At 68.5% G+C, this 24,721-nt stretch carries 18 protein-coding genes; 16 read left to right on the plus strand and 2 right to left on the minus strand.

Annotation, left to right across the window (positions count from 1 at the left end; genetic code table 11):
* Nucleotides 1-237 precede the first annotated feature (237 nt).
* Nucleotides 238-1,533, plus strand: coding sequence for an ISNCY family transposase (locus ASD21_RS08875; RefSeq protein ID WP_056439759.1), 1,296 nt, complete (start codon nt 238-240; stop codon nt 1,531-1,533).
* A 245-nt stretch (nt 1,534-1,778) separates the two neighbouring features.
* Here ASD21_RS08875 and fabV read toward each other — a convergent pair whose 3' ends face one another.
* Nucleotides 1,779-2,993: an enoyl-ACP reductase FabV gene (fabV, locus tag ASD21_RS08880; RefSeq protein ID WP_056439763.1), complete on the minus strand. Its 1,215-nt coding sequence runs from the start codon at nt 2,991-2,993 to the stop codon at nt 1,779-1,781.
* A gap of 417 nt (nt 2,994-3,410) precedes the next feature.
* On the opposite strand from fabV, the gene ASD21_RS23290 reads away from it, so the two are divergent.
* Genes ASD21_RS23290 through ASD21_RS08945 form a run of 13 tightly spaced genes read left to right on the plus strand, consistent with a single transcriptional unit; the run spans nt 3,411 to nt 19,327 of the window.
* Nucleotides 3,411-3,686 (plus strand): acyl carrier protein, encoded by a 276-nt coding sequence (locus ASD21_RS23290; protein ID WP_200941412.1) that lies wholly within the window; start codon nt 3,411-3,413, stop codon nt 3,684-3,686.
* A gap of 3 nt (nt 3,687-3,689) precedes the next feature.
* Nucleotides 3,690-4,868 (plus strand): alanine racemase, encoded by a 1,179-nt coding sequence (locus ASD21_RS08890; protein WP_082554691.1) that lies wholly within the window; start codon nt 3,690-3,692, stop codon nt 4,866-4,868.
* A complete protein-coding gene (locus ASD21_RS24270; RefSeq protein WP_056439771.1) occupies nt 4,865-6,412 on the plus strand; it encodes a hypothetical protein in 1,548 nt (515 codons plus the stop codon). Before ASD21_RS08890 ends, ASD21_RS24270 begins: the two co-directional genes overlap by 4 nt.
* The gene (locus ASD21_RS24275) at nt 6,409-7,383 is read left to right on the plus strand and encodes a ferritin-like domain-containing protein (protein WP_056439772.1); all 975 of its coding nucleotides are present in this window, start codon (nt 6,409-6,411) and stop codon (nt 7,381-7,383) included. Before ASD21_RS24270 ends, ASD21_RS24275 begins: the two co-directional genes overlap by 4 nt.
* A gap of 14 nt (nt 7,384-7,397) precedes the next feature.
* The gene (locus ASD21_RS08905; protein ID WP_056439775.1) at nt 7,398-9,002 is read left to right on the plus strand and encodes an amino acid adenylation domain-containing protein; all 1,605 of its coding nucleotides are present in this window, start codon (nt 7,398-7,400) and stop codon (nt 9,000-9,002) included.
* A 20-nt stretch (nt 9,003-9,022) separates the two neighbouring features.
* Nucleotides 9,023-10,405: a polysaccharide pyruvyl transferase family protein gene (locus ASD21_RS08910; protein ID WP_162250222.1), complete on the plus strand. Its 1,383-nt coding sequence runs from the start codon at nt 9,023-9,025 to the stop codon at nt 10,403-10,405.
* Between the two features lie 8 nt (nt 10,406-10,413).
* Nucleotides 10,414-12,195, plus strand: a complete 1,782-nt coding sequence (menD, locus tag ASD21_RS08915; protein WP_056439781.1) for a 2-succinyl-5-enolpyruvyl-6-hydroxy-3-cyclohexene-1-carboxylic-acid synthase — start codon at nt 10,414-10,416, stop codon at nt 12,193-12,195.
* A 1-nt stretch (nt 12,196) separates the two neighbouring features.
* Entirely contained in the window at nt 12,197-14,122 is a 1,926-nt protein-coding gene (locus ASD21_RS08920) for an acyl-CoA dehydrogenase (RefSeq protein WP_156398330.1), read from the plus strand.
* Complete coding sequence (locus ASD21_RS08925) at nt 14,119-15,699, plus strand: acyl-CoA ligase (AMP-forming), exosortase A system-associated (protein ID WP_200941413.1); 1,581 nt, start codon at nt 14,119-14,121, stop codon at nt 15,697-15,699. The genes ASD21_RS08920 and ASD21_RS08925 overlap by 4 nt, the downstream gene beginning before the upstream one ends.
* Nucleotides 15,696-16,682 carry an ATP-binding cassette domain-containing protein gene (locus tag ASD21_RS08930; RefSeq protein ID WP_056439784.1) on the plus strand — a complete coding sequence of 329 codons (987 nt, stop codon included), beginning with the start codon at nt 15,696-15,698 and terminating at the stop codon, nt 16,680-16,682. Before ASD21_RS08925 ends, ASD21_RS08930 begins: the two co-directional genes overlap by 4 nt.
* Nucleotides 16,675-17,787: an ABC transporter permease gene (locus ASD21_RS08935; RefSeq protein WP_056439787.1), complete on the plus strand. Its 1,113-nt coding sequence runs from the start codon at nt 16,675-16,677 to the stop codon at nt 17,785-17,787. The genes ASD21_RS08930 and ASD21_RS08935 overlap by 8 nt, the downstream gene beginning before the upstream one ends.
* Before the next feature lie 35 nt (nt 17,788-17,822).
* On the plus strand, nt 17,823-18,107 hold the full coding sequence (locus tag ASD21_RS08940; protein WP_056439789.1) for a phosphopantetheine-binding protein: 285 nt from the start codon (nt 17,823-17,825) through the stop codon (nt 18,105-18,107).
* Between the two features lie 8 nt (nt 18,108-18,115).
* Nucleotides 18,116-19,327 (plus strand): beta-ketoacyl-[acyl-carrier-protein] synthase family protein, encoded by a 1,212-nt coding sequence (locus ASD21_RS08945; protein ID WP_056439838.1) that lies wholly within the window; start codon nt 18,116-18,118, stop codon nt 19,325-19,327.
* Between the two features lie 26 nt (nt 19,328-19,353).
* On the opposite strand, the gene ASD21_RS08950 is transcribed toward ASD21_RS08945, so the two are convergent.
* The gene (locus ASD21_RS08950; RefSeq protein WP_056439792.1) at nt 19,354-20,313 is read right to left on the minus strand and encodes a 3-oxoacyl-[acyl-carrier-protein] synthase III C-terminal domain-containing protein; all 960 of its coding nucleotides are present in this window, start codon (nt 20,311-20,313) and stop codon (nt 19,354-19,356) included.
* A gap of 98 nt (nt 20,314-20,411) precedes the next feature.
* Between ASD21_RS08950 and ASD21_RS08955 the strand changes: the two genes are divergently transcribed.
* Both ASD21_RS08955 and ASD21_RS08960 read left to right on the plus strand, forming a co-directional pair.
* Nucleotides 20,412-20,702: an acyl carrier protein gene (locus tag ASD21_RS08955; RefSeq protein WP_056439795.1), complete on the plus strand. Its 291-nt coding sequence runs from the start codon at nt 20,412-20,414 to the stop codon at nt 20,700-20,702.
* Entirely contained in the window at nt 20,699-24,712 is a 4,014-nt protein-coding gene (locus ASD21_RS08960) for a non-ribosomal peptide synthetase (protein WP_056439796.1), read from the plus strand. The genes ASD21_RS08955 and ASD21_RS08960 overlap by 4 nt, the downstream gene beginning before the upstream one ends.
* Nucleotides 24,713-24,721 lie beyond the last annotated feature (9 nt).

The following is a 24,721-nucleotide window of genomic DNA, read 5'->3' on the forward strand; positions in this document are numbered from 1 at the left end:
AGTCGCGTCTATTTCGCGCGAAATATCGAATAGTCGCGTGAATTTGGGTCGAAAATCCCAAACCACAGCGCCAGTCGCGTCTATTTCGATATGTGACAGTTGCCCAGTTCGGCGATTGCACATAAATTTCTGATAATATTACTTAGACGGTAGATCTCTGTAGCGGCCGGATGAGAATGTCACCCCCGTGCCAGTTAGGCATGTCACCCTTCCAGCGCGTTGTCTGGAGGGTCTGGGATGGCGGTTCGGAGCATGAGCGACAAGGAACTGGCGCGGCTGGAGGTGCTGCGCGATCTCGATAGTCAGCGACTGACGGCGGCGGCCGCCGCCCAGCTCTTGGGTGTCAGCCGAAGGCAGACGCTGCGGCTGCTGAAGGCGCTGCGGACCTGCGGCGTCGAGGGTCTGATCTCCAAGCAGCGCGGCCGGCCGAGCAACCGGCGCAAGCCCGATGACGTCCGCGCCACGGCGCTGGCGATCATCGGCCAGCGCTACGCGGACTTTGGTCCTACGCTGGCCGCCGAGAAGCTGCGCGAGCGGCACGGCATCAGCCTGGGCCGCGAGACCGTTCGCGCCTGGATGATCGCCGCCGGGTTCTGGCAGGAACGCAAGAAGCGCCGACGCAGGATCCACCAGCCGCGCTACCGACGCGACTGCGTCGGCGAGCTGATCCAGATCGACGGCAGCGAGCACCGCTGGTTCGAGGCTCGCGGCCCGATGTGTACGCTGCTGGTCTATATCGACGACGCCACCAGCCGGCTGATGCATCTGCGGTTCGTCGAGACGGAATCGACCTTCGCCTACTTCGCCGCGACCCAGGGCTACCTGGAGACCCACGGCAAGCCGGTGGCGTTCTACAGCGACAAGCACTCGGTGTTTCGGGTCGCCAAGGCCGGCGTCACCGGCGACGGCATGACCCAGTTCGGCCGCGCCCTGCACGCGCTGAACATCGAGATCATCTGCGCCAACACCAGCCAGGCCAAGGGCCGCGTCGAGCGCGCCAACAAGACGCTGCAGGACCGGCTGGTCAAGGAGATGCGCCTGGCCGGCGTCAGCACCCTGGAGGCCGGCAACGCCTTCCTTCCGGGCTTCGTGGCCGACTACAACGCCCGCTTCGCCAAGCCGCCGGCCAACGCCAAGGACCTGCACCGGCCGATGGGTCCGCGCGACCGGCTGGAAGACGCCTTCAGCTGGCAGGTCGAGCGGACGCTGTCGCAATCGCTGACCCTGCAATACGACAAGGTGCTGTTCATCCTGGACCCGACCGAGGCGGCCCAGGCGGCGATCGGCAAGCGGGTCACGGTCGCCGACTATCCCGACGGGCGCCTAGTGATCAGCTACCAGGGAAGCCCCCTCTCCTACCGGACCTTCGACAAGATCCGGAAGGTCAACCAGGCCGCCGTCGTCGAGAACAAGCGCCTGGGTCCACTCCTGGAAATGATCAAGCTCTATCAGGATGCCCAGCCGCAGGCCGAGCGCAGCCGCAAGGGACCCAAGCGGCGCGACCAAAGCGGACACATGTTCAGCGTCGGCTGACGCGCTCAAAGAACAGCAAGCCGCCCTGCCCCAGGCCGGACAGTCCCTTTCACAAACCCATTGCCATACGATCCACGAGCGAAAGAGCTTTGCGAAAGGCGCGAAGCCTTTGCCAAGTCCTCGGCGCCGAGCCTTGAGAAATCGGCCGTTTGTGAAAGGAATTCAGTGGCATCGGCTCAATGACACCGCGCATGCGCGGAGGTTGGAGATCTACGCGAACTATGCGCGAAGCCCGCCGCTTTCGGTCAGCCCGGTGACGGCCACAAGGCGGGAGCGGACGGGACGGGTTCGGCGGCCTGGAGGGTCCAGCGCGGATCGACCTCCCGCGCGTAGTCCACGCCCGGCGCGTCAAAGCCGAACAGCCGCAATTGCTCGGCGCGAAATCCTGGCCAATCGGCGTACTGGGCCAGGCTTTCGGTCGTCACCAGCGACCACCGGCGCGCCACCTCCGCCTGAACGTCGTCGCGAAGCTCCCGATCATCCAGCCGCAACCGCCCCTCGCCGTCGACCTCCCCGCCGGGAATGACCTGCTCGAAGAGGCGCAGGATTTGCTCGAGAGCGCCTTCCTGCAAACCAAGCCGCGTCATCACGGGCGCCAGCAGCGACCAATAGAGCGGCATGAGCGGAATGGCCGAACTGGCCTGGGTGACGATGGCTTTGAGCGCCACGAGGCGGGCGAACCCCTCGCCCAGGACATCGTTCATCCGCCGGGCCGCAAGGGCCGTGTCGGCCTTGGCGCGCCCGATCGTCCCGTCGGCGTAGATCGGGGCGGTCGGGGGCGAGCCGACATAGGTGTAGTGAAGCGTGCGGCAACCGGGCGACAAAAGATCGTGCGCCGCCAGGGTCTCGACCCAGCGGCTCCAGTCGCCTCCGCCCATGACCGCCACCGTGTCGTCGAGCTGGACCTGGGTGGCGGCCGGCAAACTCGCCACGGTGATCGCGCCCGTATCAACGTCCAGGGCCTTCAGGTCTGAACAGGGTCGCAGCGGCAGGATGGACGAATAGTGCGTCAGGCCCGTCCGCGGGTCGCGCCGCGACGGCGCGGCCAAGCTGTAGACGAGCAGATCGACTTGTCCGAAATCGCGGACGATCAGGTCCACCGTCTGAGCCTTGACCTCGTCCGAAAAGGCGTCCCCCTCCAGGGTGGCGGCGACGAGCCCGCGCCCGCGCGCCAGGACTTCAAACGACCGGTTGTTGTACCAGCCGGCGCTGGCCGTCCTGTCGTCCGTCGGCGGGCGCTCATGGGATACGCCGATCGTGGCCGCGCCCCCAGCGAAGGCCGTGACCAACCGGGTCGCCAGCCCATAGCCGCTGGAGCCGCCGATCACGAGAACCCGGCGCGGCGCGCGCGACAACCGCACGTCCGCCAGTCGATCCACCGCTTGGCGCATCAAGGCGGCGGACCCGACCGGGTGAGCGGTCGTGCAGATGAATCCTCGCATTCGCGGCTTGATCAGCACTCGGATCGCCCCCCGCGGCGCCCCGCCGCCAAGCCTGAAGCTCCCCGATAAGCCGCCGCTTTACAAGCGACAAAATACCCTCAATAGTTGCTTTCTGCAAAACTCGCGCCAACTTGGGTGGGGACGCGAATGACGCGCTCGGCCGCGCGCCGCGCGCCGTCAGGGGCCTGGGCAGGTGTCGCGTGAGGGCCCTTTTTGGGTCACGCCTGGGTTCCTATGATTGTAGAACTAAAAAAGTCATTTTCTGGTTGCATATCATTTTTCGACGTGATTATGCTTTAGGATAGCGGGGCTATAGGGGCGGGAATCCAGCAACAGTTCGTTTGCGATAAAGTCGAAATCCCGACTTTTTGATCCCGTTCATGTAAAACACGCATTTATGTCGACAGCACTGCCATGCATACTCAGGAGTATACTGTGGGTGAAAGCACGACTCTGCCGCTCGTTCAACGAGAAGTCGCCAGAATCATCAACGTGGAAGATGTCGATACCGATACCGGCGTTGGTGAACTCGGCATTGACTCCCTGAACGTTGTTGAACTCATTCTCGTTTTCGAGCAACTTTACCAAAAGCCTGTTGATCCAGACGAACTTCACGTCGATCAATTCACCACCCTAAGAGAGCTCGATCAGCAACTCTTGGCGATGGGCTCGGGCGCAACGGCGAGCGAACCCGCGACCTCGGCGGGCTGAGCCATGTCAGACTTTCTGCTCGAACGTGAAGTGGTCGCGCAGATCCCCGGAGGCGAGGACGCGTTCTGGAGTCGGCCGGATCGGCTGGCGGGCCTGGAGACGCCGTGTTTCGTCTTCGACCCGGCCAGAATTCTCGCGGCCTACCAGCGCCTCAAGACCGCGCTCGGCACGCCGCTCATCGTCTCGATAAAGGCCAATCCGAACCCAGACGTTCTCGCCCGCTGCGTGCATGAATTCGCCGACGGGGTCGAGGTCGCCAGCATCGGCGAACTGAACGTGGTGATCGGGCGCGCGCCTGGACCGAAATTCGTGGCGAGCCCGGCCCTGGACGAGGCCCTGGTGCTGGCGGCGGCCTCCTGCCGCGCGCACATCGTTGTCGACTCCCGCGCCCAGGCCGACCTCTTGATCGGACTCAGGCCGCGCCTGCGGACCCCGCCTGCCCTCCTGATCCGCGTCAACGCCGGCGCGTTGCTCGCGGGCCAGACCAGCGGCTTGAAGGCGGACCATTTCGGGGTGGAGCCCGCCGAGGCCGTCGCCTTGGCGCAAGCCCTGCAGGCGGCCGATTTCAAGGTGATCGGACTGCACGTCTTCGCCGGCTCCGGCGCCTTCGCGCGCACCGCGCCGTTTATCGCCCAGGCCATGCAGGCGCTCGCCGAGCGGGTTTCGGAGGCGCTGGGCCAGCCCCTCTCCATTCTTAATCTCGGCGGCGGGTTCGATACCTCGTGGGAAGACGATCCCACCCTGATGGCCGCCTATTGCGGCAGCCTGGCCCCGTTGCGCCGGCATTTCACCGTCGTGCATGAATCAGGACGGGCGGTGTTCGAGCCGGGCGGCACGTTCGTCACACGCGTCGTCTCGACCAAGGCGCTCGGCGGGCGCTGGATCGCGGTGTGCGACGGCGGCATGGCCCAGGCTTTCAGGCTGGCCCAGACCGAAACCTTCATCAAGAACCGGCGCGCGCCCATCGTCGTGCCGGCCGGCCCCTCGGCGCCGCCGAGCGATCGGCCGGTCAGTTTCGTGGGCAATAGCTGCAACCCGGCCGACATCATCGGCGCGGCCGAGGGGATGCCGCCCCCGCGGGCCGGCGACGTGGTGCTGTTTGATCGCCTCGGCGCCTACCACACCTATACGCCCACGGCGTTCCTGAACCTGCGAAACGCCAAGAAGTACCTCGTGTCATGACCGTGGCCCACGCCTCACGCCACGACACGCGCATTCACGTCCTGACGGCGCACGGGCGCTTCACGCGCTCGCCGTTCGCGGGCGAACTCTATCCGGCCGGACTGGGCGTGCTGCCGCTCCTTCGACCCGAGGAATTCGAACAGGGACACGCCTTTGAACACGTCAATCCCTTTCCAGTGCTGCTGTCGCCCCGCCAGCGGTTCGACCTGCTGGCCAAGATCGTCACCGCGGCGCGGGAAACCATCCCGGACCTGTCGGCCGCCATCGTCAACGCCAACCCCGGAAACTACCTGGTCCAGCTTCCCGCCGAGCTGCTGAGCCCCGATGTCTTCTTGATCAACGACCCCGCGGGCCTGGCCGCCCCCTGCGTCGAGACCGGTCACCGCAACGTTCTGACCGTCGTGCAGCAACTGCGCGCCGACAGCGTCGAACTCGGCGACAACTCGCTCGAATTGCGCCTGTACAATCCGGACGGCCCGGAAGCCTTCGAGGCCTTCCTTCGCCATCCGGTCTTTGGCGGCTGCCACGACCTGCGTCTGGTCGAGAGCCTGACGAACTCGGGGCCGCCGCCCAGCGCCAAGGCCGCCGAACCGCTGCGCCACATGCTCGCGCGCCCCAAGCTGGCCCTGCCGGAAGAGACCGACTTCGCGCCGGCCATCCTCAGGCGCGCCCTGCACTGGCGCATCGAGGCGCCCTACCTTCCCGACACGCGAGACCTGGCCGATCGCGCCGGGGTGCTCGCCCAGTGCGTCGGGGCCCAGGTCGAGGCGGTGGCCCGCGGCGTTGACCCCGCCGACTGCATCCATACCTTCTCCTCGACGCACCTTTCCTGGATCATCGGCGACATCCCCGCCCACACCACCCAGTTCCTCGACGCGATCGAGGCGCGCGGGGGGCAGCGTCCGATCGGCGTCACGCGGGTCTACGAATGCTCTGGCTGGGGCTACCTGCTTCAGTTCATCTCCCGGTTCATGCGGCGCCGCTACGTGGTGCTGAGCATCGTCGATATCGACCTGCACGGCTTTGGCTACTGGGACTATCACCACGCTATCGGCCATTCCGGTTACGGCTTGACCGCGCTCCTGATCGAGCTGCCCGAACGTCCGCTGGCGGTCTATTGCGACGGTCCGTACCAGGCCAGCGCGTTTCCCCAGTTCATCCGCGACCTGCGCGCCCGCCGAGCGGCGGGCGACGCGTCGCGCGCGTTCCTGCCGTTCTTCAAGCCCGACCTGCAGAAGGTCGCCGCCGCCTCGCTCGACCCGACGACGACGGGCGGCAACCATCACGACGTCTTCGGCCACGCGTTCGGCTCGGACCCCTGGATCGGCATGATCAAATACCTGCAGGACCGCCGTCCCTCGGCGCCCGAGCGGGTGATCGCCGGGTCGATCGCCATCAGCGGCTACTACTCCATCTGCGACATCGAACTCGGCCCCGACACGGAAATCGGCCTGATCACCGGCGACGGGCGTCGCGAAACCCTGATGGCGCGCGCGGCGGCCCATCCGGACTACGGCGCGCTCGGCCAGGAGGCTCGCCGATGACCTCCTCGATCACCGGCATGGCCGAGAGCAGCTGGAGCCACGAGGCCTTGCTGCCCATTCGCGTGGCGACGGACGATCCTCGCTGCCCCGACAGTCTGATCGACGTCTATCGCAAGGGCCTCCGTGGCCAATGGGACGCCCAGACCGACCTGGACTGGTCGCACGTCCTGTCGCCCGAAAATCCCCTGCAGATGCACGACGGCACCAACCCCCTCGCCGACACCCCCATCTGGCGCAAGCTGAGCCCAGCCCAGCAGACGCAGGTTCGCTGCGACCTGCAACGTTGGCACATCTCCCAGATCCTCCACGGCGAACGCGCCTCAATGCTCTGCGCCGGAAAGGTGATGCTCTCGTCCACCGACTCCACCATCAAGGCCTGCGCCGCCGTCCAGGCCGTGGACGAGGCGCGTCACGTGGAGGTCTACGAACGTCTGCTCGCCAAGATCGGCCCTGCCTTCGCGGTCTCGCCCAGCCTGAAGACCCTGCTCGACAACGTCCTGTCAGACAGCGACGAGGGCATCACGGCCCTGGGCATGCAGATTCTGGTCGAGGGCCTGGCCCTGGCGTTCTTCAAGAGCCTGCAGCGCTATTCGAGCGATCCGCTGACCCGTTCCCTTCTCGAACTGGTCATGCGCGACGAAGCCCGCCACTTCGCGGTCGGGCAGATCACCCTCCAGCAGCAGCACGCCCATCTGAGCCAGGCCGAGCTGGCCCGGCGCGAAGACTTCGCCGCCGACGCCTGCGGCCTGCTGCACGACTATCTCTTCGCCGACGAGGTTTGGGCGCCGTTGGGCCTTCCCGCCCGCGAGTGCGCCGAACACTCGCGTAACTCCAAGGTCAATCGCGCCATGCACAGGATGCTCTTTCGGCATCTAACGCCCGCGATCCACCACCTAGGCCTCCTGGGCCCGCGCATGGAGCGACGCCTCGATGAGATGGGCGTCCTCCACTACGCCGCCTTTCCGATCTGAGGGGTGACAAGGTGATGGGGCGGTCGAAACTGGTCGAAAATCTCCTCAGCTCGGCGTCCCTGCACGCCGGCCGGCCGGCCGTGCGGACCGGCGACGTGGCGCACACCTACGAGCAGCTGGTCGGGTTCGCCGGCGGGCTCGCCCATCGCCTGGCCCAGTCCGGCGCCCCCGGCGATCGCTGCGCCGTGCTCGGCCGACGCTCGCTAGCCGCCTACGGCGCCTTTTTGGCCTGCCTGCTGGCCGAGCGCGTCTATCTTCCCCTGAGCCCGCACGACCCGGCTCAACGGATGGCCGACACGCTCAAGCGCGGCCGGTGCGAGACCTTGGTCGCCGACCGCGCCAGCCTCGCCCAGGCCGCGCCCCTGGCGCGGGCGCATCAGGGCCTGCGCCTGCTGATCCTGCCCGACGTACGGCGCGGCGCCGTCGGTGACCTGGATCTGGACCCCAGCGTCGCCGTGATCTGCGCCGACGATCTCGACGCAACGCTCGCGCCGCCGCCCGCGACCCTGGCGTCCCCCGACGCGGAGGGCGCCTACCTGATCTTCACCTCCGGCTCGACCGGAACGCCCAAGGGCGTCCTGGTGCCGGCCAGCGCGGCCCAGTCCTATGTGGAAGCCATGCGGCCGGTCCTGGCGCTGGAACCCCAGGATCGGGTCAGCCAGGTCTTCGATCCGGGTTTCGATCTATCCGTCCACGACATGCTGATGGCCTGGGACGCCGGCGCCCAGCTTTGCCCCCTGCCCGAAGCGCAACGCTTTCGCCCCGGCGAAGCGGTTCGAGAGCTGAATCTTACGGTCTGGTTTTCCGTGCCTTCGACCATCTCGGTGATGGGGGGGCTCGGCCAGTTGAGGCCCGAACTGCTGGGCGGCTTGCGTACGAGCCTGTTCTGCGGCGAGGCGCTGAGGACGGCCGACGTCGATCTCTGGCGCGCGGCGGCCCCCGCGTCACGCCTGCTCAACCTGTACGGCCCCACCGAAGCCACGATCGCCGCCTCGGCCCATGAGTTTGTCGCGGCCGACACGGCCCGCCCGACCGTGCCGATCGGCCGGCCGCTGCCCGGTCTGGGCTATGTCCTGCTGGATGCCGACACCCAGGGCCTGGCCAATGGCGAGGAAGGCGAACTGGGCATCAGCGGCCCCCAGCTGGCCCTGGGCTACTGGGACGATCCAGACCTGACCGAGCAGCGCTTTCCCACGCTGTCGACGCCGGAGGGGCCCCAGCGGATCTACCGCACCGGCGACCGTGTCCGCCGCCTCGACGACGGCGCCTACCTGTACCTCGGCCGGCTGGACAACGAGATCAAGATCGCCGGCGCCTATCGGCTGAACCTCCTGGAGGTCGAGAACGCGGTGGCCGCCGCGGCGGGGGCGCGCGCCTGCGCGGTGGTGGTGTCGGACGGTCGTTCTCAGGCGCGCAGCACGCTCACCGCCTTCCTCGTCGGCGCCACGCAATCGGATCGCGCGATCCGCGAGAGCCTGCGCCATAGCCATCCGACCTACATGATCCCGGAGGCGTTTCGGCGCCTCGCGGTCCTGCCCGCGCTGCCCAACGGCAAGGTCGATCGTCACGCCCTGCTCCGCGTGGTGGTCGGCGAAACCGAAGGATCGGAAGCATGCTGAGCCGGGGGATCGTCTCCTTCGTGACCTCTCGCGATCCCGACGCGGTGCTGATGGAGCATCTGTCGGCCATGAGCCTGCGCCAGGACCGCGCGCCCTCCCCGCGCGCGCCCGGCCAACCCCTCGAAGTCCTGCTTTCGGGATACTTCGGCGCGGGCAACACCGGCTCGGAGATGCGGGCCAGCGAGATCGTACGCCACATGCGGCGGCTGCTTGGCCCCGACAACGTCGCCTTCAGCGCCCTGAGCCTGACCAACGACCTGCCGCGCGACCTGTTCCCGGGCGTACGGGCCTGCACGCTGTCGGGCTTCTATCCCGACGTGGTGGCGGCCGAAATCGCCAAGTGCCACGCGGTGGTCGCCTGTGAAGGGTCGACCTTCAAGTCGACGTTTTCGGAGGTGCTGACGGCCTTGATGGCCGGCACCCTGGGCGCGGCGGCCCGCGCGGAGCAGCCGGCGATCGCCTATGGGGCCGAGGTCGGGACGCTCACGCCGCGACTCGAAGCCTACGTCCGCGACAACGCCCGCGGCGCCCTGATCATGGCCCGCAACCAGGCTTCGGTCGAGCGCGCCGAAGCCTTGGGCCTTCGCACCCTCTCCGGCGCCGACACGGCCTGGACCTTCACGTCCTCGCCGCCCGAGGTCGCTCGCCAATGGCTGGCGCGGGCCGGCTGGAACGGCGTCGATCCGATCGTGGTCTTCTGCCCGGTCAACCCGTTCTGGTGGCCCGTTCGCGCCGAGCCGGCGACCTTCGCGGCCATGCAGAGAACCGGTCAGGGACGCGATCGGCACTACGGCGCGGTGTTCTTCCATAGCAACGACGAGATCGCGAGCGCCCGCTACGGGGTGTTCATTCGCCAGCTCGCCGACGCCTTCGAGCGCCTGCGCGTCGCGCGGAACGCCTTTCCGGTCGTGATCGGCATGGATCGCGTGGACGCCGCGGCCTGCGCCGACCTCATCGCCCGCATGCCGTTCGGCGCGGCGGTCTTCCGCAGCGGCGAACACGACGTCGGCGATCTCATCGCGATCCTGCGGCAAGCCGACCTGGTGGTCAGCGCCCGCTTCCACGCGCTGGTCGGCGCGATGCCGTCCGGCGCGCCCTCGATTGGTCTGGCCTTCGACGAGCGGGTGGGCAACCTGATGCGAGGCGCCGAACCGGGGCGAGCGCTCGCGGCCGACGCGCCGGACCTGGCCGATCAGATCGTCGCGGCGGCCGGCCGCCTGGACCCCGACGTCGTCCGGGCCGAGGCGCGCGCGCGGATCGGCGCCGAACTCGACGGGATGGCGAGGATGGCCCACGGACTGCGCGCGGAGTTCGGCCGGTTCGCGCCCGACCTAAGCCTGCCCGATCTGCACGATGGTCCGGTCGGCGCCCTCCCCCTCGATATCCAGCGAATCTTGGCGTGAGGTCCGCGGTGAACATCCATCAACCCCTGACGCTCAACCCCAACACGTTCTGGTGCCGCGCCATCGCCCAGACCCTGGCCAGCCTGGGCGTCACCGACATCGTCACCAGCCCCGGCACCCGATCGGCCGCCCTCGTCTCGGCCTTCGAGGAACGTTCCGACTGCCGCATGCATGTTCTGACCGACGAACGTTCCGCGGGCTTCTTCGCGCTGGGACTGGCCAAAAGCCTGAAGCGGCCCACGGCCGTCTGCGTCACCTCCGGCAGCGCCGTGGCCAACCTCGTACCGGCGCTTTGCGAGGCTCACGCCAACGCCACGCCCCTGGTCGCGCTCACCTGCGACCGGCCTCGCAGCCTGCGCGGCGCGGGCCAGCCCCAGACGACCAAGCAAGCCGAGTTTTGCGCGCCCCTGGTGTCCAGGTTGATCGACCTGAGCGATCCCGACGCCTCCCCCGAAGGCCTTGAGCGGCTGGTCGCCGAGCTCCTGACCATCGCGCCGCATCTCGTCGATCAGGGCGCGCGCGGCCCCGTGCAGATCAATATTCCGCTTCTGGGTCGAATGACCTCCGTCGACGGGGCCCACGGCTGGGGCGTGAGCCCTCCGCCCGCCCGGCCGATCGCGCCGTCGTTTCCAGCGCCGCGCGCTCTGGTCGAGATCGACACGATCGCCAAGACGCTGGACCTGAAGCCCGGGCTGAAAGGCCTGATCGTGGTCGGGCCGGACGAGGATCTGCCGATCGCGGCGATCGGAAGGCTCGCCGCGCGGACCGGTTATCCGCTCCTGCTCGACGCGCCGGGCGGCCTGCGTGGCGCGCGATTGCCCGGCGCCGTCGCCGAGGCCGACTTCCTGGTCACGCGCCGTGAGGTCTTCGCGCTGAAACCCGAACTGCTGATCCGCATCGGTCCCGCGCCGGTCTCAGCCGGCTTGCAACAGTATGTCGGCGCTTGCCGGGCTCCGGTGCTGCGCGTGGACCGGCGGTCCGTGGAGGCCGATTATCTGAATGACGCCTTCCGCGTCTTGCCCCTGCATGACCACGCCGCCCTGGACGCCGTCGCCGAGCGACTTGACCGCGGCGACACGGCCTGGCGCGAGCATTGGCTGGATATGGCCCGGGCCTGTCGCGCCGCCCTGCCCCAGGCCGTGGCCACGGGCGGCTGGAGCGAAATCCAAGTCGCCGACATCGCCTTGCGCCGGCCTGAATTCGGCTTCACGCACCTGGCCAACTCGCTGGCCATCCGGCTGGGCAACCTGCTGACCGGGTTGGATGGGCGCGAACGCCCGGTCCACGCCAACCGGGGGGTGGCTGGGATCGACGGCACCATCGCGACCTTCCTGGGCGAAGCCGTTGGGACGGCGAAACCCGGCCTGCTGCTGATCGGCGACCTGGCGGCGACGCACGACCTGTCGTCGCTCGAGGCATGCCTGCGCGCCGACTGCAGGGGCGCTATTGTCGTCATGAACAACGACGGGGGAGGTCTTTTCGACCTGTTGCCGGTGCGGGGCACGCCCGCCTACCGCCCCTATATCCGTCACAGCGCGGGGGTCGACTTCCGCCGCATAGCCCAGGCGTTTGGACTGGGGTTCGACCGCTGCGGCTCGATCGAGCAACTCGACGCGGCCCTGGATCGCGCCGTGCGGCCGCGCGCGCGACTGCGTCTGATCGAAGCGGTGATCACGCCCGGCGCGATCACCACCGAGCTGCGAGACTTGATCGGCCGCCTGAGCAGCCACGACGCGACCAAGACGCGGAACCATCCCGCTTCGCCCGTTTCCACGCCAGCGGAGGCCTGACGTGCCCGCTTCGCTCATCTCCCTGGTCAACGCGGATGCGCCGCCCTTCGCCCCGCCGCGAACCGCGCCGTCCGAATCCGTCTATCTGAACGACGCTCGGGAGACGGCCTTCTTCCTTTGGGAACTGCAGGAGGCCGACCAGTGGGCGCTGGGCGCCGCGCCCTTCCAGGCCGTGGACCGGACCAGGGTCGAGGACATCCTGGCCCGCGCCCGGACCTTCGCCGCCAAGCTGGGTCGGGCGTACCAGGAGGCCGACCGCTCGCCCGCGCATCTCGACGCCGACGGCGAGGTCGTCATTCCCCGCGCGTTCGCGGCGCTCTGGGAGGAATTCCTGCGCGACTGGCACTGGCTGCGTCTGCAGACGGAGACGGTCAGCCAAGAGCGGCCGGGCCTGCCGCAGATCGTCAATCAGATGATCTTCGAGATGTTCGTCGGGGCCAATCCCGCGTTCATGACCTACGGCGGCTTCACGCCCTCGGCGCTGTTCTTGATGGGACACGCGGCCACGCCCGAACAGCGGGCCCTGTTCGAGCAACCCCTGGCCGAAGGTCGCTGGGACGCCTGCTTCTGCGCCACCGAGGACACGGCCGGCAGCGACCTGTCCGACGTCAGGACCCACGCCGAACCGTTGCAGGACGGGGTCTACGCCGTCAGCGGCGTAAAGCGGTTCATCACCGCGGGCATGAACCCTCTGGTCGAGAACACCGTCTACCTGGTCATCGGCCGCGTCGCCGACGCCAAGCCCGGCTTCTTTTCGCTGTCCTGCTTCCTGGTGCCCCGTTTCTGGCCGGAAGCGGACGGGAGCCTCACCGACAACTTCGTCCGCTGCACGCGCGTCGAGGACAAGATGGGCCTGAACGGCTGCGCCAACACGCAGCTGGCGTTCGGTTGCGGCGGCGTCACGCGAGGAACCTTGCTGGGCGGTCGCAAGAATGTCGCCCTGCTGCAGCTTCAGCCCCTGATCCGCCGCGCGCGCATCGGCACCGGGCAGATCGCGCTGGGCCTGGCGTCCAGCGCCTATCTCCACAGCCTGCGTTTCGCTCGCCGGCGCGTTCAGGGCCGTCGCTTCGAGGAGGCCTCCAATGTCGAGGCCGACCAGGTGCCGATCATCGAGCACCTCGACGTCCAGCGCATGCTTTTGGAGATGCGCGCCTCGGTCGAAGGGTGCCGCAGCCTGATCGGTCGTCTCACCCGCGAGGTCACCAAGGTTCAGCAGATGGTGGCGGCCGGCCTGGACAAGGACGACATGGAGCGGTCGGCGCGCCTGATCCTGCTCTACACGCCGATGGTGAAAGCCTACGTCTCCGACGAGGCCTGGAAGGTCGCCAGCCAAGCGATCCAGGTCCACGGCGGCGTCGGCTATCTGCGCGACAACCCTGTCGAGCAGTACTGCCGCGATATCCGCGTGCTCTCCATCTGGGAAGGCACCAACTACATCCAGGCCCAGGACCTGGTGCGCGAGAAGCTGGGGCTGGGCCGCCAGGCCCTCGCCATGCGCTACTTCACCGAGGACGTCGAAGCTTTCCTGGCGCGGGGAGCGGCCCATCCTAACCTGGCGGCGGAATTCGCCCTGCTGGAGGCGGGCCTGCGCTGCCTGACCGGCGCGCTCGAGGCGATCCAACGGCATGTCGTCGAAGGCCGCATCGCGCTGATCCCGCAGATCTGCACGCGGTTCCTGGCGATTTTTGGCGACGTGGCGGCCGGCTGGGGCCTGCTGGAGGCCGCCTGCGTGGCCGAGCGCGCCCTGAGCGCGGACAAGCCCGACCCGGCCTTCTATCGCGGCAAGGTCAAGACCGCGCGGTTCTTCGCGCGCAACACCCTGAGCGGCCTGCCGGCGCGAGCGGCCCTGATCCATGAGCTCGAGGATGTCGTGGTGCGCCTGGACGCCGACGAGTTCGGGTTCGCGGACGGCGGAGCGGAGACATGAGCGTGTCGGCCGATCCCACCTTCATGGCCTTCCTGACCCGCCAGGCCCAGGTGCGCGGCGAGGCGACGGCGCTGGTCTGCGGCCCCCAAGGCCTGACCTACGCGGCCTTGCACGCGGCGGTCTCCAACCTGGCGAGCGGACTGGTCCACCTGGGCCTGGCGCCGCGCGACCGCGTAGCGATTTTCCTGGACGCGACGATCGAGGCGGTTGTGTCCATCCTCGCGGCCTGGTCCGCCGGTCTCGTCGCCGTACCGGTCAACCCCAAGCTCAAGCCGCGCCAGGTCGGGCATATCATCGCCGACTGCGCGCCCAAGGCGCTGGTCACCACCGCCCGGCGGGCCGGCCTCCTGGCCCACGACTGCGACCTGGAAGGCCTGTCCCTGCTGCTGGTGGGCTCCGCCCCTGCGGATTCGGACGGGCCCGACCTGGACTGGAAGGCGCTGAGCGAACGTGCGGCCGACGCACCTCCGCATCGCAGCATCGACAACGATCCGGCCGCCATTCTCTACACGTCCGGTTCCACCGGCCTGCCCAAGGGCGTGGTCGTGTCCCACCGCAACCTCATCTGCGGCGCCCAGGCGGTGAACGCCTACCTCGGCACGCGCCCCGACGACGTCGTGCTGGCGGTGCTGCCGCTCAGCTTCGACGCGGGTCTCAGCCAGATCACCACGGGCCTGATGGCCGGCGCGAAGATCGTCCTCCACGGCTTCCTGCGGGCCAAGCCGCTGATCACCCTTTGCGAAGCCGAAGGCGTCACCATGATCACGGCGGTGCCGCCCCTTTGGCGGCTGATCGTCGACGGTCCCTGGACACCGGCCGCCAGCCGGGGCGTACGGCTGTTCGCCAACACCGGCGGGCATATGTCCGCACCACTGCTGGCTGAACTGCGCGCGTGCTTTCCCGCCGCCCGCCCCTTCCTGATGTACGGCCTCACGGAGGCGTTTCGCTCGACCTATCTCGATCCATCGGAGGTCGACCGCCGGCCCGACTCGATCGGCAAGGCCATCCCCAACAGCGAAATCCTGGTGCTCGATGAGCGCGGCGCGCCCTGCCCGCCTGGGCAGGTCGGCGAGCTGGTGCACCGTGGCGCGCTCGTGACGCTGGGATACTGGAACCGTCCCGAGGAGACCGCCGCCCGTTTTCGCCCCCTGCCGGGCGGTCGCCCGGGCTTGCTGGCCGAGATGGCGGTCTGGTCGGGCGACCTGGTGGAAACCGACGCCGAAGGCTTTCTCTACTTCCGCGGGCGGCGCGACGAGATGATCAAGACATCGGGCTACCGCATCAGTCCGCTCGAGATCGAGTCCGTGCTCTCCGAGGCGCCTGACGTGCTCGAAGCCGCCGTCTTCGGGATCGACGACGAAGCGCTGGGTCAACGGCCCGTCGGCGCGGTCGTCTTGCGTCCCGGCGGCTCGCCTCAGGCGGTCGAGATGTTCGTCGCCGCGCGGCTGCCCGGATACATGGCCCCCCTGCTCTGGCCCCTCTCGTCACTGCCGCGATCCCCGAACGGCAAGATCGACAGGCACGACCTGCGAACCCGCTATCACGACGCCCGAACCACGATCGGAGTCCCCTCATGAGCCTTTCCGACAACGAGGTTCGCGACGATCTCGCGCCCGCCCTAATCCCCAAGCCCGGAGCGCCCTCCGCGACCGCCCCGCCTCCGGGCGTGCGGGTTGATCGTCTGATCGTGAAGACAAAAGCGGGCTTCGCGCTCGACATTCAGGATCTGGCCCTGGCGGCCGGCGAGACGGTGGCGATCGTCGGCGCCAACGGCGCGGGCAAGACGACCCTGCTCGAGGCGCTGCTGGGCCTGCGCAAGACGGACGTCGCGGAAGGCGGCATCGGTGAGGCCAGCCTCCAGGCCTGGGCCCGCAGCCCGCGCCTGCGCCGACGAATGGGCGTGCTCCTGCAGCGCACGGCGCTGCCGTTCGGGTTGCGGGTCCGGGACGTTCTGGACCTGCACCGGCGCATCTACGGCAGCCAGGCGCAGGCCGTCCTGGAGGCGCTGGACGTCCCCCGAATGCGGAACTTCAACTATGACTGGCTCTCGCGCGGCCAGCGCCAGCGCGTCGACCTGGTCATGGCCCTGGCGCACCGCCCCGACCTGATCCTGCTCGACGAGCCCTTCACCGGCCTGGACCAGCAGTTCGCCACCGCCACCCATCACCTGTTGAGCGGGATGAGCTCGGCCACCGTGCTGCTGGCCTGCCACTCGGCGCACGAGCTTTCGCTGGCCGACCGCATGCTGTGGATGCGCGACGGGCGCGTCGCGGCCTTCGCGCCGCCGGCCACGCTGGTCAAGGACATGCTCGGCGAATACGCCCTCAAGGTCAGCCTGCACGACGCCGCCAGCGCCGAGCGTCTGCGCGCCCGCGCCCAGGGCGCCGTCCGGCTGGTCCACGCGCCGCGGCCCGAACAGCTGCACCTGTTCGGCGGCTCCGACCTCGAAACCCTGGCCCACGCGCTGATCGGCGAGCCGGCGATCGCCTCGGTCGAATTCGGCGCGGCCAGCTACACCGACCTGCTTCACGTCTGCGCCTTGGGAGACACCCATGCTTAGCGGCTTCGACGCCCTGATCCGCACCGAATTGCGCAGCCTGATGCGCGAGAGGGTTTCGCTGTTCTGGATCTTCCTGTTCCCGATCGTCTTCCTGGGCATGATGATGATCGCCTCGGGCAGCGGCAGCACGCTGGCGCCGGTGACCATCGAGGTCGTCGATCACGACCGCAGCGATGCCAGCCGCGACTATCTGGCGGCGGTTGGCCGCGTCTTCGCCAGCGGCGATCCGGTCAGCGGCAAGCTGGTGGCCGACAGCGGCCGCGGCCCCGTGACCGCGGGCCATGTGCGCGTGACGGTGCCCAAGGGGTTCGGCGGCGCCGCCGCGCGCGGCGCTCCGGTCTCGGTGAGCGTCGAGTACGAGCGTAACGGCGAGATCGGCACCCAGGTGGCCGCACGCGTCTTCGGGCCCGTGACGATCGCCTACAATGCGAGGCTGGCCAAGGCCGCCATGCCCGTGCGCGTGGAGATCAGCGGCCGCGCCGCGCCGCGCCTGATCGACTTTTCCCAATACCTGCTGACGGGGGTGCTCGTGGTGGCCATGATGTCGGCCGCCATCAGCTCGACCTGCGTGGCGATCGCCACCCGCCGAGAACAGAACACCTTCAAACTGATGGCGTGCCTGCCGCTGGGACCGCTGAGCTATCTGGCGGCGCTGATCCTGGCCCGCGTGATCGTGCTCTTCATCGCCTCGGCCCTGCTGTTGGTCTTTGGGCGCTGGGTTCTGGGGATCGTCATGCCCCTCACCCTTACCGCCCTGGTCACGGCGACGGTGCTGACGTGCGTCGGAGCGGCCGCGATGATCAGTCTCGGCGCGATGATGGCCTCGCGCATCTCCGCCGCGCCGGTCGCCATCTTCCTCTCCAACATCGTCTATCTTGGCCTTCTGATGCTCAGCGACCTGACCATCCCCTTGCGGGGCGTCCCTGACCAGATTCGTCAATGGCTGTCGTATCTGCCGACCAGCCAACTCGTCGCCGGCCTGCGGTCGGCCCTGATCCAGGGCCAGGACCTGTCCCACCAGGGCGGTGTGCTGCTGATCCTTTCCGCCTGGACCGTGCTGTTCCTGGCCGTGGCCAGGTTGACGTTCCGCTGGCACCGCGTCTGAGCACGCCGACCCCGCGAACAACCAAGGAGGATGTGATGAAAAGCCCCTACGACGCGGAAATCATCGGGATCATCAGCTCCCGCGTGAAGATCGACCCGACGGAATTCACGCGGGAGATGACGCTCGACAGCGCCGGCCTGGACTCGATCGACATCATCGAGACGGTCTTCGAGCTGGAGGACCGTTTCAAGATCGCGATCCCGTTCAACGCCAACGCCCAGGACAAGGAGAAGCTGAGGACGGCCGGCGACGTCATCGACCTTGTCACGCAACTGATCGTCGAAGCCGACGCCCTCGTCCCCGCGCCATCGCAGGCCTGAGGATGGCGATGCGACGCGTAGCGATCACCGGCATGGGCGTGATGTGCGCCATCGGCCGGTCCATGGCCGAACTGCAGGCCTCGCTGCGGGAATCCCGGGCGGGCATCGGCCCCATCTCCCTGGTGTCCCGCGAGGGCCTCCAGGCCAAGGTGGCCGCCGAGATCCGCGACTATGTCGCCACCGACCATTTCGACGAGCGCCGCTTGGTCCTTCTGGACCGGACCTCGCAGTTCGCTCTGCTCGCCGCCGACCAGGCCCTGGCCGACTCCGGACTGGCGCTGGACAAGATCGACCGGTCTCGGGTGATGACCGTGCTGGGGACGGGCACGGGCTGCGCGACGGCCATCGACGACAATTTTCACGCCACCTACAAGATGGGCGGGCGACCTCATCCGCTGTGCGTGCCCAAGCTGATGATCAACGCGCCGGTCAGCCAGGTCACCATGGCTCACGGTCTGACCGGCCCGTCGTTCATGGTCTCCACCGCCTGCGCCTCCGCCAGCCACGCCATCGGCGTAGCCTTCCAGATGATCCGCGCGGGCCTGGCCGACGTCGCCGTGACCGGAGGATGCGACGCGACCTTGTCGTGGGGCCAGTTGCGGGCCTGGGACGGCCTGCGGGTCATGGCCCCGGACACCTGCCGCCCGTTCTCGCGCGACCGGTTGGGGATGGTGCTGGGCGAGGGCGCCGGCGTCGTCGTCCTCGAAGCGATGGATCTGGCCCAGCGCCGCGGGGCCGACATCAAGGCCGAACTTCTGGGCTTCGCCATGAACTCGGACGCCGGGCACCTGGTCAATCCGTCGGTGGGAGGATGCGCCGACGTCGTATCGGCCTGCCTGCGCGACGCGGGGCTGAACTCGGAAGACGTCGACTATGTCAACGCGCACGGCACAGGCACCCAGGTCAACGACATCGCCGAGACGGCCGCGTTGCGGCAGGCCTTCGGCGCTCACGCCGACCGCCTGATGGTGTCGTCCACCAAGTCGATGCACGGCCACACGATCGGCGCGGGCGGCGCGATCGAACTTTGCGCCACGATCGCCAGCGCCCGGGGCGGCTTCATTCCGCCGACGATCAATTTCTCGGAGCCCGACCCGCAGTGCGACCTCGATTACGTGCCCAATGTGGCGCGCGACGCCCGCATGACCACCGCGCTTTCGACGTCTTTCGCGTTCGGCGGCCACAACGCGGCGCTCGCGGTCGGGCTGGGGTGGTCATGAGCGGTCGCCCTCCCCATCCCCGCCCCCTAGGCGGTCTTGCGCAGAGCCACCGCGCTCCAGGTCCAGACGCCGGTGTTCAGCAACACGACGAGATCGCCCTCGGCGATCTGGCCCTGGTCGTCCAGCGCGCGCAAGGTGACCAGGTTGTCGCTGGCGTCCAGGTGTCCGTAGGCGGCGCGGCCTTCCCGCCTCAAGCGCTCGGCCGGAAGCTTCAGCGTGTCGGCGATCACCTTCAGCGCATCAACGTGGAAGTGTCCGGCCAGCACGTGCTGGGCCTCGCGCAACGGCGCGCCGATGACCGCCGTGAAGTCCCGATCCAGGCGGCGAACGGACTTGTGGGTCTCCAGAACCAGGCGGCTGAAGTCCTTGCGTGGGTCCAGCAGGGCCACGCCCGGCGCGCCCACCGAGCGCACCGCCTCGATCCGAAAGCCCGACCGCAGCTCCGTCCCGACCAGGCAACTGGCGGCCGCGTCGCCCAGAACCGCCGCGCCGCCCCTCATGAACCGCGGAAGGTCGGGCCTCTGTCGGTCGACCGTCACCACCAGGATGCGCTGGTGCTGGCCGGCCGCGACCATGGCGTGGGAAAGCCCGAGCGAGACGCCAAGGTTGCCGCAAGCCGACAACCAGGCGCCATAGGGACAGGCCCTGGCCAAGCCCAGCCCCGCGAACGTCTCGAGCAGGGCGTCGCGAAGGCGCAGATGTTCGAGCCGCTGGCGTTCCTCGTTCTTCGGCGCGCCGACGTCCCAGAAGCTTTCGGTGGCCAGCACCACCGCGTCCACGTCGAGCGGATCCACGGCGGCGCGTTCGAGGGTCTCGCTCATGGCGCGGCGGGCCAGCGCGACGAGGCCTTCCTCGTCGATCGCCACCTCGGAAAATCCTTCCTGAGCCAGAACCAGCACCGTCTTCGGATCCTCGTCCGCTCCGGCCGCCTGAGCCAAGGGGATCGCCGGTCCCGTCGCCAGGCCAATGCCGTGCAGGTAGCTCATCAACCCCTCCCATGCCGCCAAGATGGCCACGCCCCTTGCGACGAGCTTTCGGCAATTGAAGAATTCAGAATAGGCATTCGATGTAAAGGAGAAATTCCTTGCAAGACGTTTTGCTAGAGGTCGAAATTAAACAAACTACCTTTGACGAAAAGGAAGTCTCTGATTTCCTGCGAGTACTTTGGTCGTTTGTTCTTGAAACGCCCGAAATCCCGCTCGATGTCAGCTTTTTCGACCTCGGCGGGCGATCTCTGCAGATGATGGTGGTGATCAATCACCTCAGAACACGGTTCGGCCTGGAAATCTCGCCGCTGGCCTTCGTCCTGGCCCCGACGGTCCAGGCTCTGGCGCGGCATTGCTGCGCGCCTCAAGACGCGGAGGACTACCTGTGAATTCGGACGCCTCCGAACTGCTCGTCGACCTCCTCTGGCGCGTTCGCGGAAAGGGAGTGGGCCTGCGCGCCGACGGCGATCGCATCACCCTGTCGGGGACCGAGCAGCTGGACGCCGCCGATCGCGCCGCGCTCAAGGCGCGCCGTGACGAGGTGCTGGCCTATTTGCGCGCCGAGGCGGATCTGCGACGGATCACGCCCGAGCCGCTGGCGGCTCCGACCCTCTCGATCGACCAGGAACGAATCTGGCTGCTCTGGCGGCTGGAACCCCAACTGGGACAGTTTCGGATCGTCAGCTCGATCGAGATCGACGGGCGCCTCGACCCCGTCGGCTTCGAGAAGGCCGTCGCCCGGCTGGTGCGGCGGCACGAACAATTGCGGCTTGCCATCCAGCCTTCGGACGACGGATGGGACCTGGGGCTTCACGATCCCGAGCGGTTCCGCCCCCTGGTGCGCGAACTGGAGGACGACGACATACCCGCCCTCGAGCGCTTGGCCATGGACTTCAGCGAGCGAGGCTTCGAGCCGGATGGCGAGCCCCTTTTCCGGGTCGGCCTCTTCCTGTCGCCGAAGCGCAGCTATGTGGTCACCCTCGCCCACCACCTCGTCAGCGACGGCTGGTCGACGATGCTGATCGGACGCGACCTGGCCGCGTTCTATTCCGACGTGGTCGCCGGGCGTGAATCCCCGCAGGGTCCGCCCCATCGCTATTTCGACATCGCTCGCTGGCAACAGCGTCTGCTGGACGGCAGCCTCGGCCAGGCCCAGCTGGACTACTGGCGCAGGCTGGTGGCGGCCGCGCCTCCGCCGCTGGATATGCCCGCCGATCATGCGCGACGGGCGGACGTCACCTTCAGCGCTCGGGAACACGAATGGATCGCGCCGCCCGACGTGGCCGGGGCCGCCCGCGCCCTCGCCCAGCAAACCGGCGTCGGCCTGTTCGCCCTGGTCTCGACCGCCTGGGCGATCGTGCTGGGTCGGCGTTCCCGCTCGGACGACCTTGTCCTGGGCGTTCCCCTGGCCGGCCGGACGCGAAGCGAGGCGGAACTGGTCGTGGGCCTGTTCTCGCGCATGGGCGCCTTGCGGGTGCGCCTCGATCCGGCGCTCAGCTTTCGCCAGTTGGTCGAACGCGTCCAGGATGAAACGGGCCGCATGCTGGCCAACCAGGACGTCCCCATCGAGACCGCCACGCGCGGCTTGAGCCGTGACGGCGACCTGTCGCCGCTGTTCAACGCCTGCACCAACATGTTGCCGCGCACGCGTGAAACCCACATCGCCTACGGCGAGCACGCCGGGCGGGCCATGGCCCTGGCCACGGGCGGCACGCAGCTGTTCGGCCTGTCCCTGATCATGTGGGAAAGCGAAGACCTCTACCTGACGATCTCCTATCAGGACGAGCGGTTCGCCGCGGAGAGCATCGCCGACCTGGCGCGCCAGCTCACCGGCATGTTGAGCGCGGCTTGCGCGGAACCCGACGCCCCAATCCAGGCGCTCAAGAGCGTGGGCGAAGCCGAGCGCCAGGCGCTGCTGGCCCAGGCTTCGGGACCGCCTCTCGAGGCTGAGGGCCTGCTTCACGACTTGATCGCCGCCCAGGCCCGGCGAGCGCCCGAGGCGACGGCCGTCGAATGCGGCGACGCCAAGCTGACCTATGCCCAGCTCGACGCCCGCGCCAACCACCTGGCGCGTCGCCTGCAGGCCCTGGGCGTGGGTCCAGACCGGCTGGTGGCTCTGTGCCTGCCGCGTGGCGTTGAGCTGGTCTGCGCGATTTTGGCCACGCTCAAGGCGGGAGGCGCCTACCTGCCGATCGACCCGGACTATCCGCCCGATCGCCGGGTTTTCATGCTCAACGACGCCGAGGTCGCGGCGGTGGTTTCCGACGCGAACTTCTCGGGCGTGCTTCCAACCGGAACGCCGCTGGTGACCTTGGACGAGCCCGCGGAGGACGCCGAGGCTCCGCCGTGCGCGGCGCGGCCGGAAAGCCTGGCCTACGTGATCTACACCTCGGGCACGACCGGACGGCCCAAGGGGGCGCTGATCGAACACCGGAACATCGTCAACCACACCGTCTGGTTCAACGACGCTTTTGGCCTGGGTCCCGGCGACAGGGTGCTGCAACGAACGCCGAGCAGTTTCGACGCCTCGGTGTGGGAACTGGTCTCGCCGCTGGCGGCCGGCGCGACACTGGTGCTGGCGCCGCCCCAGGCGGGCGCCGATCCCCAGGAAATCGAGAACCTGCTGGCTGGCGGCGTCACCGTCATGCAGTGCGTTCCGTCGCTGCTGGACCTGTTGATCGACGCCGGCGTCTTTTCGCGCGCCAAGGCGCTTCGCCTGCAATTTTGCGGCGGCGAGCCCCTGAGCCCGGACCTGGCGCGCCGGTTCGCCGCGTGCTCGGCGGCCCGATTGGTCAATCTCTACGGTCCGACGGAAGCCACGATCGACAGCCTGTGGTGCGAGGCTCCGCTGGACGCGGCGCGCATGCCCATCGGCCGCCCCATCGCCGGCATGTCGGCCTATATTGTCGATGACGCCGGCGCCCTGGCGCCCAAGGGCGCGATCGGCGAACTCTGGGTGGGCGGAGCGGGCGTGGGCCGGGGCTATCTCAACAGGCCCGACCTCACCGAAGCGCGCTTCGTCACCGCCGACTTCGCCCCCGGCCAGCGCCTCTATCGCACCGGCGATCTCGGCCGCTGGCGGCTCGACGGCGCGGTGGAGCTGTTTGGCCGCGTCGACGAGCAGGTCAAGCTGCACGGCTATCGCATTGAACCCGGCGAGATCGAGACCCAGCTGACAGGCCATCCGTCCGTCGCCAGCGCGGCCGTGGTCGTGCGCGAGGACGCCGGCGGCCACAAGCGGCTCGTCGCCTACGTCACGCCGACGGCCGGCGCCGCGATCGACGTCGAGCGCCTGCGCATCCGGGTCAAGTCACGGTTGCCGGACTACATGACGCCGTCGGCCTTCGTGGTGCTGGAGACCCTGCCCAGGCTGCCCAATGGGAAGCTGGATCGCGCGGCGTTGCCGATGCCCGAGCGCGCGCTGGCCGAAACCGTCTATGTCGCGCCACGCACTCCGCTGGAACGTCGTGTGGCCGACCTGCTGTGCGAAGTTCTCGGCATCGACCGGGTTGGGGTCCACGACAACTTCTTCGAACTCGGCGGCGACTCTCTGCTGGCGGCGCGCTTCGGCGCCAGGCTGGCGACGGTTCTGGGCCGCAGGGCGCCGCTCAGCAAACTGTTCGCGCGCCCCACCGTCGCGGAGCTGGCGCAATGGCTGGCCGAGGATGACGTCGACAACGCCACGCCCTTCCCCATCCCGTTGCGAACCCGTTCGGGGGCGCGAACGGCGGTGCTGTTGATGCCCACCATGCTCGGCATGGGCTCCACCTATAGCCAGCTGGCGCGCCGCCTGACCTCGCAGGTCGACGTTCACACCTGCCGCCTGCCTGGGGTCGAGCCCGGCGAGACGCCGCTGACGACGCTTGCCGACATCGCCCGTCACTGCCTGGCGGCCGCGCCGGACCTGGACCGCTATGACACGCTGGTGCTTTCAGGGTGGTCGTTCGGCGGCCTGATCGCCTACGAGGCGGCGCTGCAACTGACCGAGGCCAAGCGACCGGTCAGTCAGGTCATTCTCCTGGACAGCTACCGTCCCGCCGAGGGCCGCGCGGATGGCGACGCGATGGCCAATCGCTTGGAGCGGCTGCTTGAAATCCAGTTCGGCCGCGCCGGCCTGAAAGCCATCAACCTGCCCCTGTTCTCGGCGGTCTACCGCGCCAACGCCGGCGCGGCCGCGGCCTACGATCCAGCGCCCCTCGACGCTCGCGTCATCGAGGTTCGCGCCAAGGAGAGCGCGGATCGGATCGTCGCCGGCGCGCTGCATCCGTTGCCCGCGCGCTCGCCGCGCGTGGTGACCATCGCCGGCGGGCATTTCACGATGCTGTCGCCGGAGGGGCTTCCCGCCCTGGTCGCGGCCTTTGACGAGGCCCTGCAAGACAGCCTGGAGCCGGCTCTATGACGTCCGCCT

The sequence above is a fragment of the Caulobacter sp. Root1455 genome, from assembly GCF_001426905.1.
In the GTDB taxonomy this organism is placed as follows: Bacteria; Pseudomonadota; Alphaproteobacteria; order Caulobacterales; family Caulobacteraceae; genus Caulobacter.

Bases quoted from the DNA above. Each gene is read 5' to 3' on its own strand.
- ASD21_RS08875 (WP_056439759.1), top strand. From the start codon at position 238: ATGGCGGTTCGGAGCATGAGCGACAAGGAACTGGCGCGGCTGGAGGTG.
- ASD21_RS08890 (WP_082554691.1), top strand. From the start codon at position 3,690: ATGTCAGACTTTCTGCTCGAACGTGAAGTGGTCGCGCAGATCCCCGGA.
- ASD21_RS24270 (WP_056439771.1), top strand. From the start codon at position 4,865: ATGACCGTGGCCCACGCCTCACGCCACGACACGCGCATTCACGTCCTG.
- ASD21_RS24275 (WP_056439772.1), top strand. From the start codon at position 6,409: ATGACCTCCTCGATCACCGGCATGGCCGAGAGCAGCTGGAGCCACGAG.
- ASD21_RS08905 (WP_056439775.1), top strand. From the start codon at position 7,398: ATGGGGCGGTCGAAACTGGTCGAAAATCTCCTCAGCTCGGCGTCCCTG.
- ASD21_RS08925 (WP_200941413.1), top strand. From the start codon at position 14,119: ATGAGCGTGTCGGCCGATCCCACCTTCATGGCCTTCCTGACCCGCCAG.
- ASD21_RS08930 (WP_056439784.1), top strand. From the start codon at position 15,696: ATGAGCCTTTCCGACAACGAGGTTCGCGACGATCTCGCGCCCGCCCTA.
- ASD21_RS08935 (WP_056439787.1), top strand. From the start codon at position 16,675: ATGCTTAGCGGCTTCGACGCCCTGATCCGCACCGAATTGCGCAGCCTG.
- ASD21_RS08940 (WP_056439789.1), top strand. From the start codon at position 17,823: ATGAAAAGCCCCTACGACGCGGAAATCATCGGGATCATCAGCTCCCGC.
- ASD21_RS08945 (WP_056439838.1), top strand. From the start codon at position 18,116: ATGCGACGCGTAGCGATCACCGGCATGGGCGTGATGTGCGCCATCGGC.
- ASD21_RS08950 (WP_056439792.1), bottom strand. From the start codon at position 20,313: ATGAGCTACCTGCACGGCATTGGCCTGGCGACGGGACCGGCGATCCCC.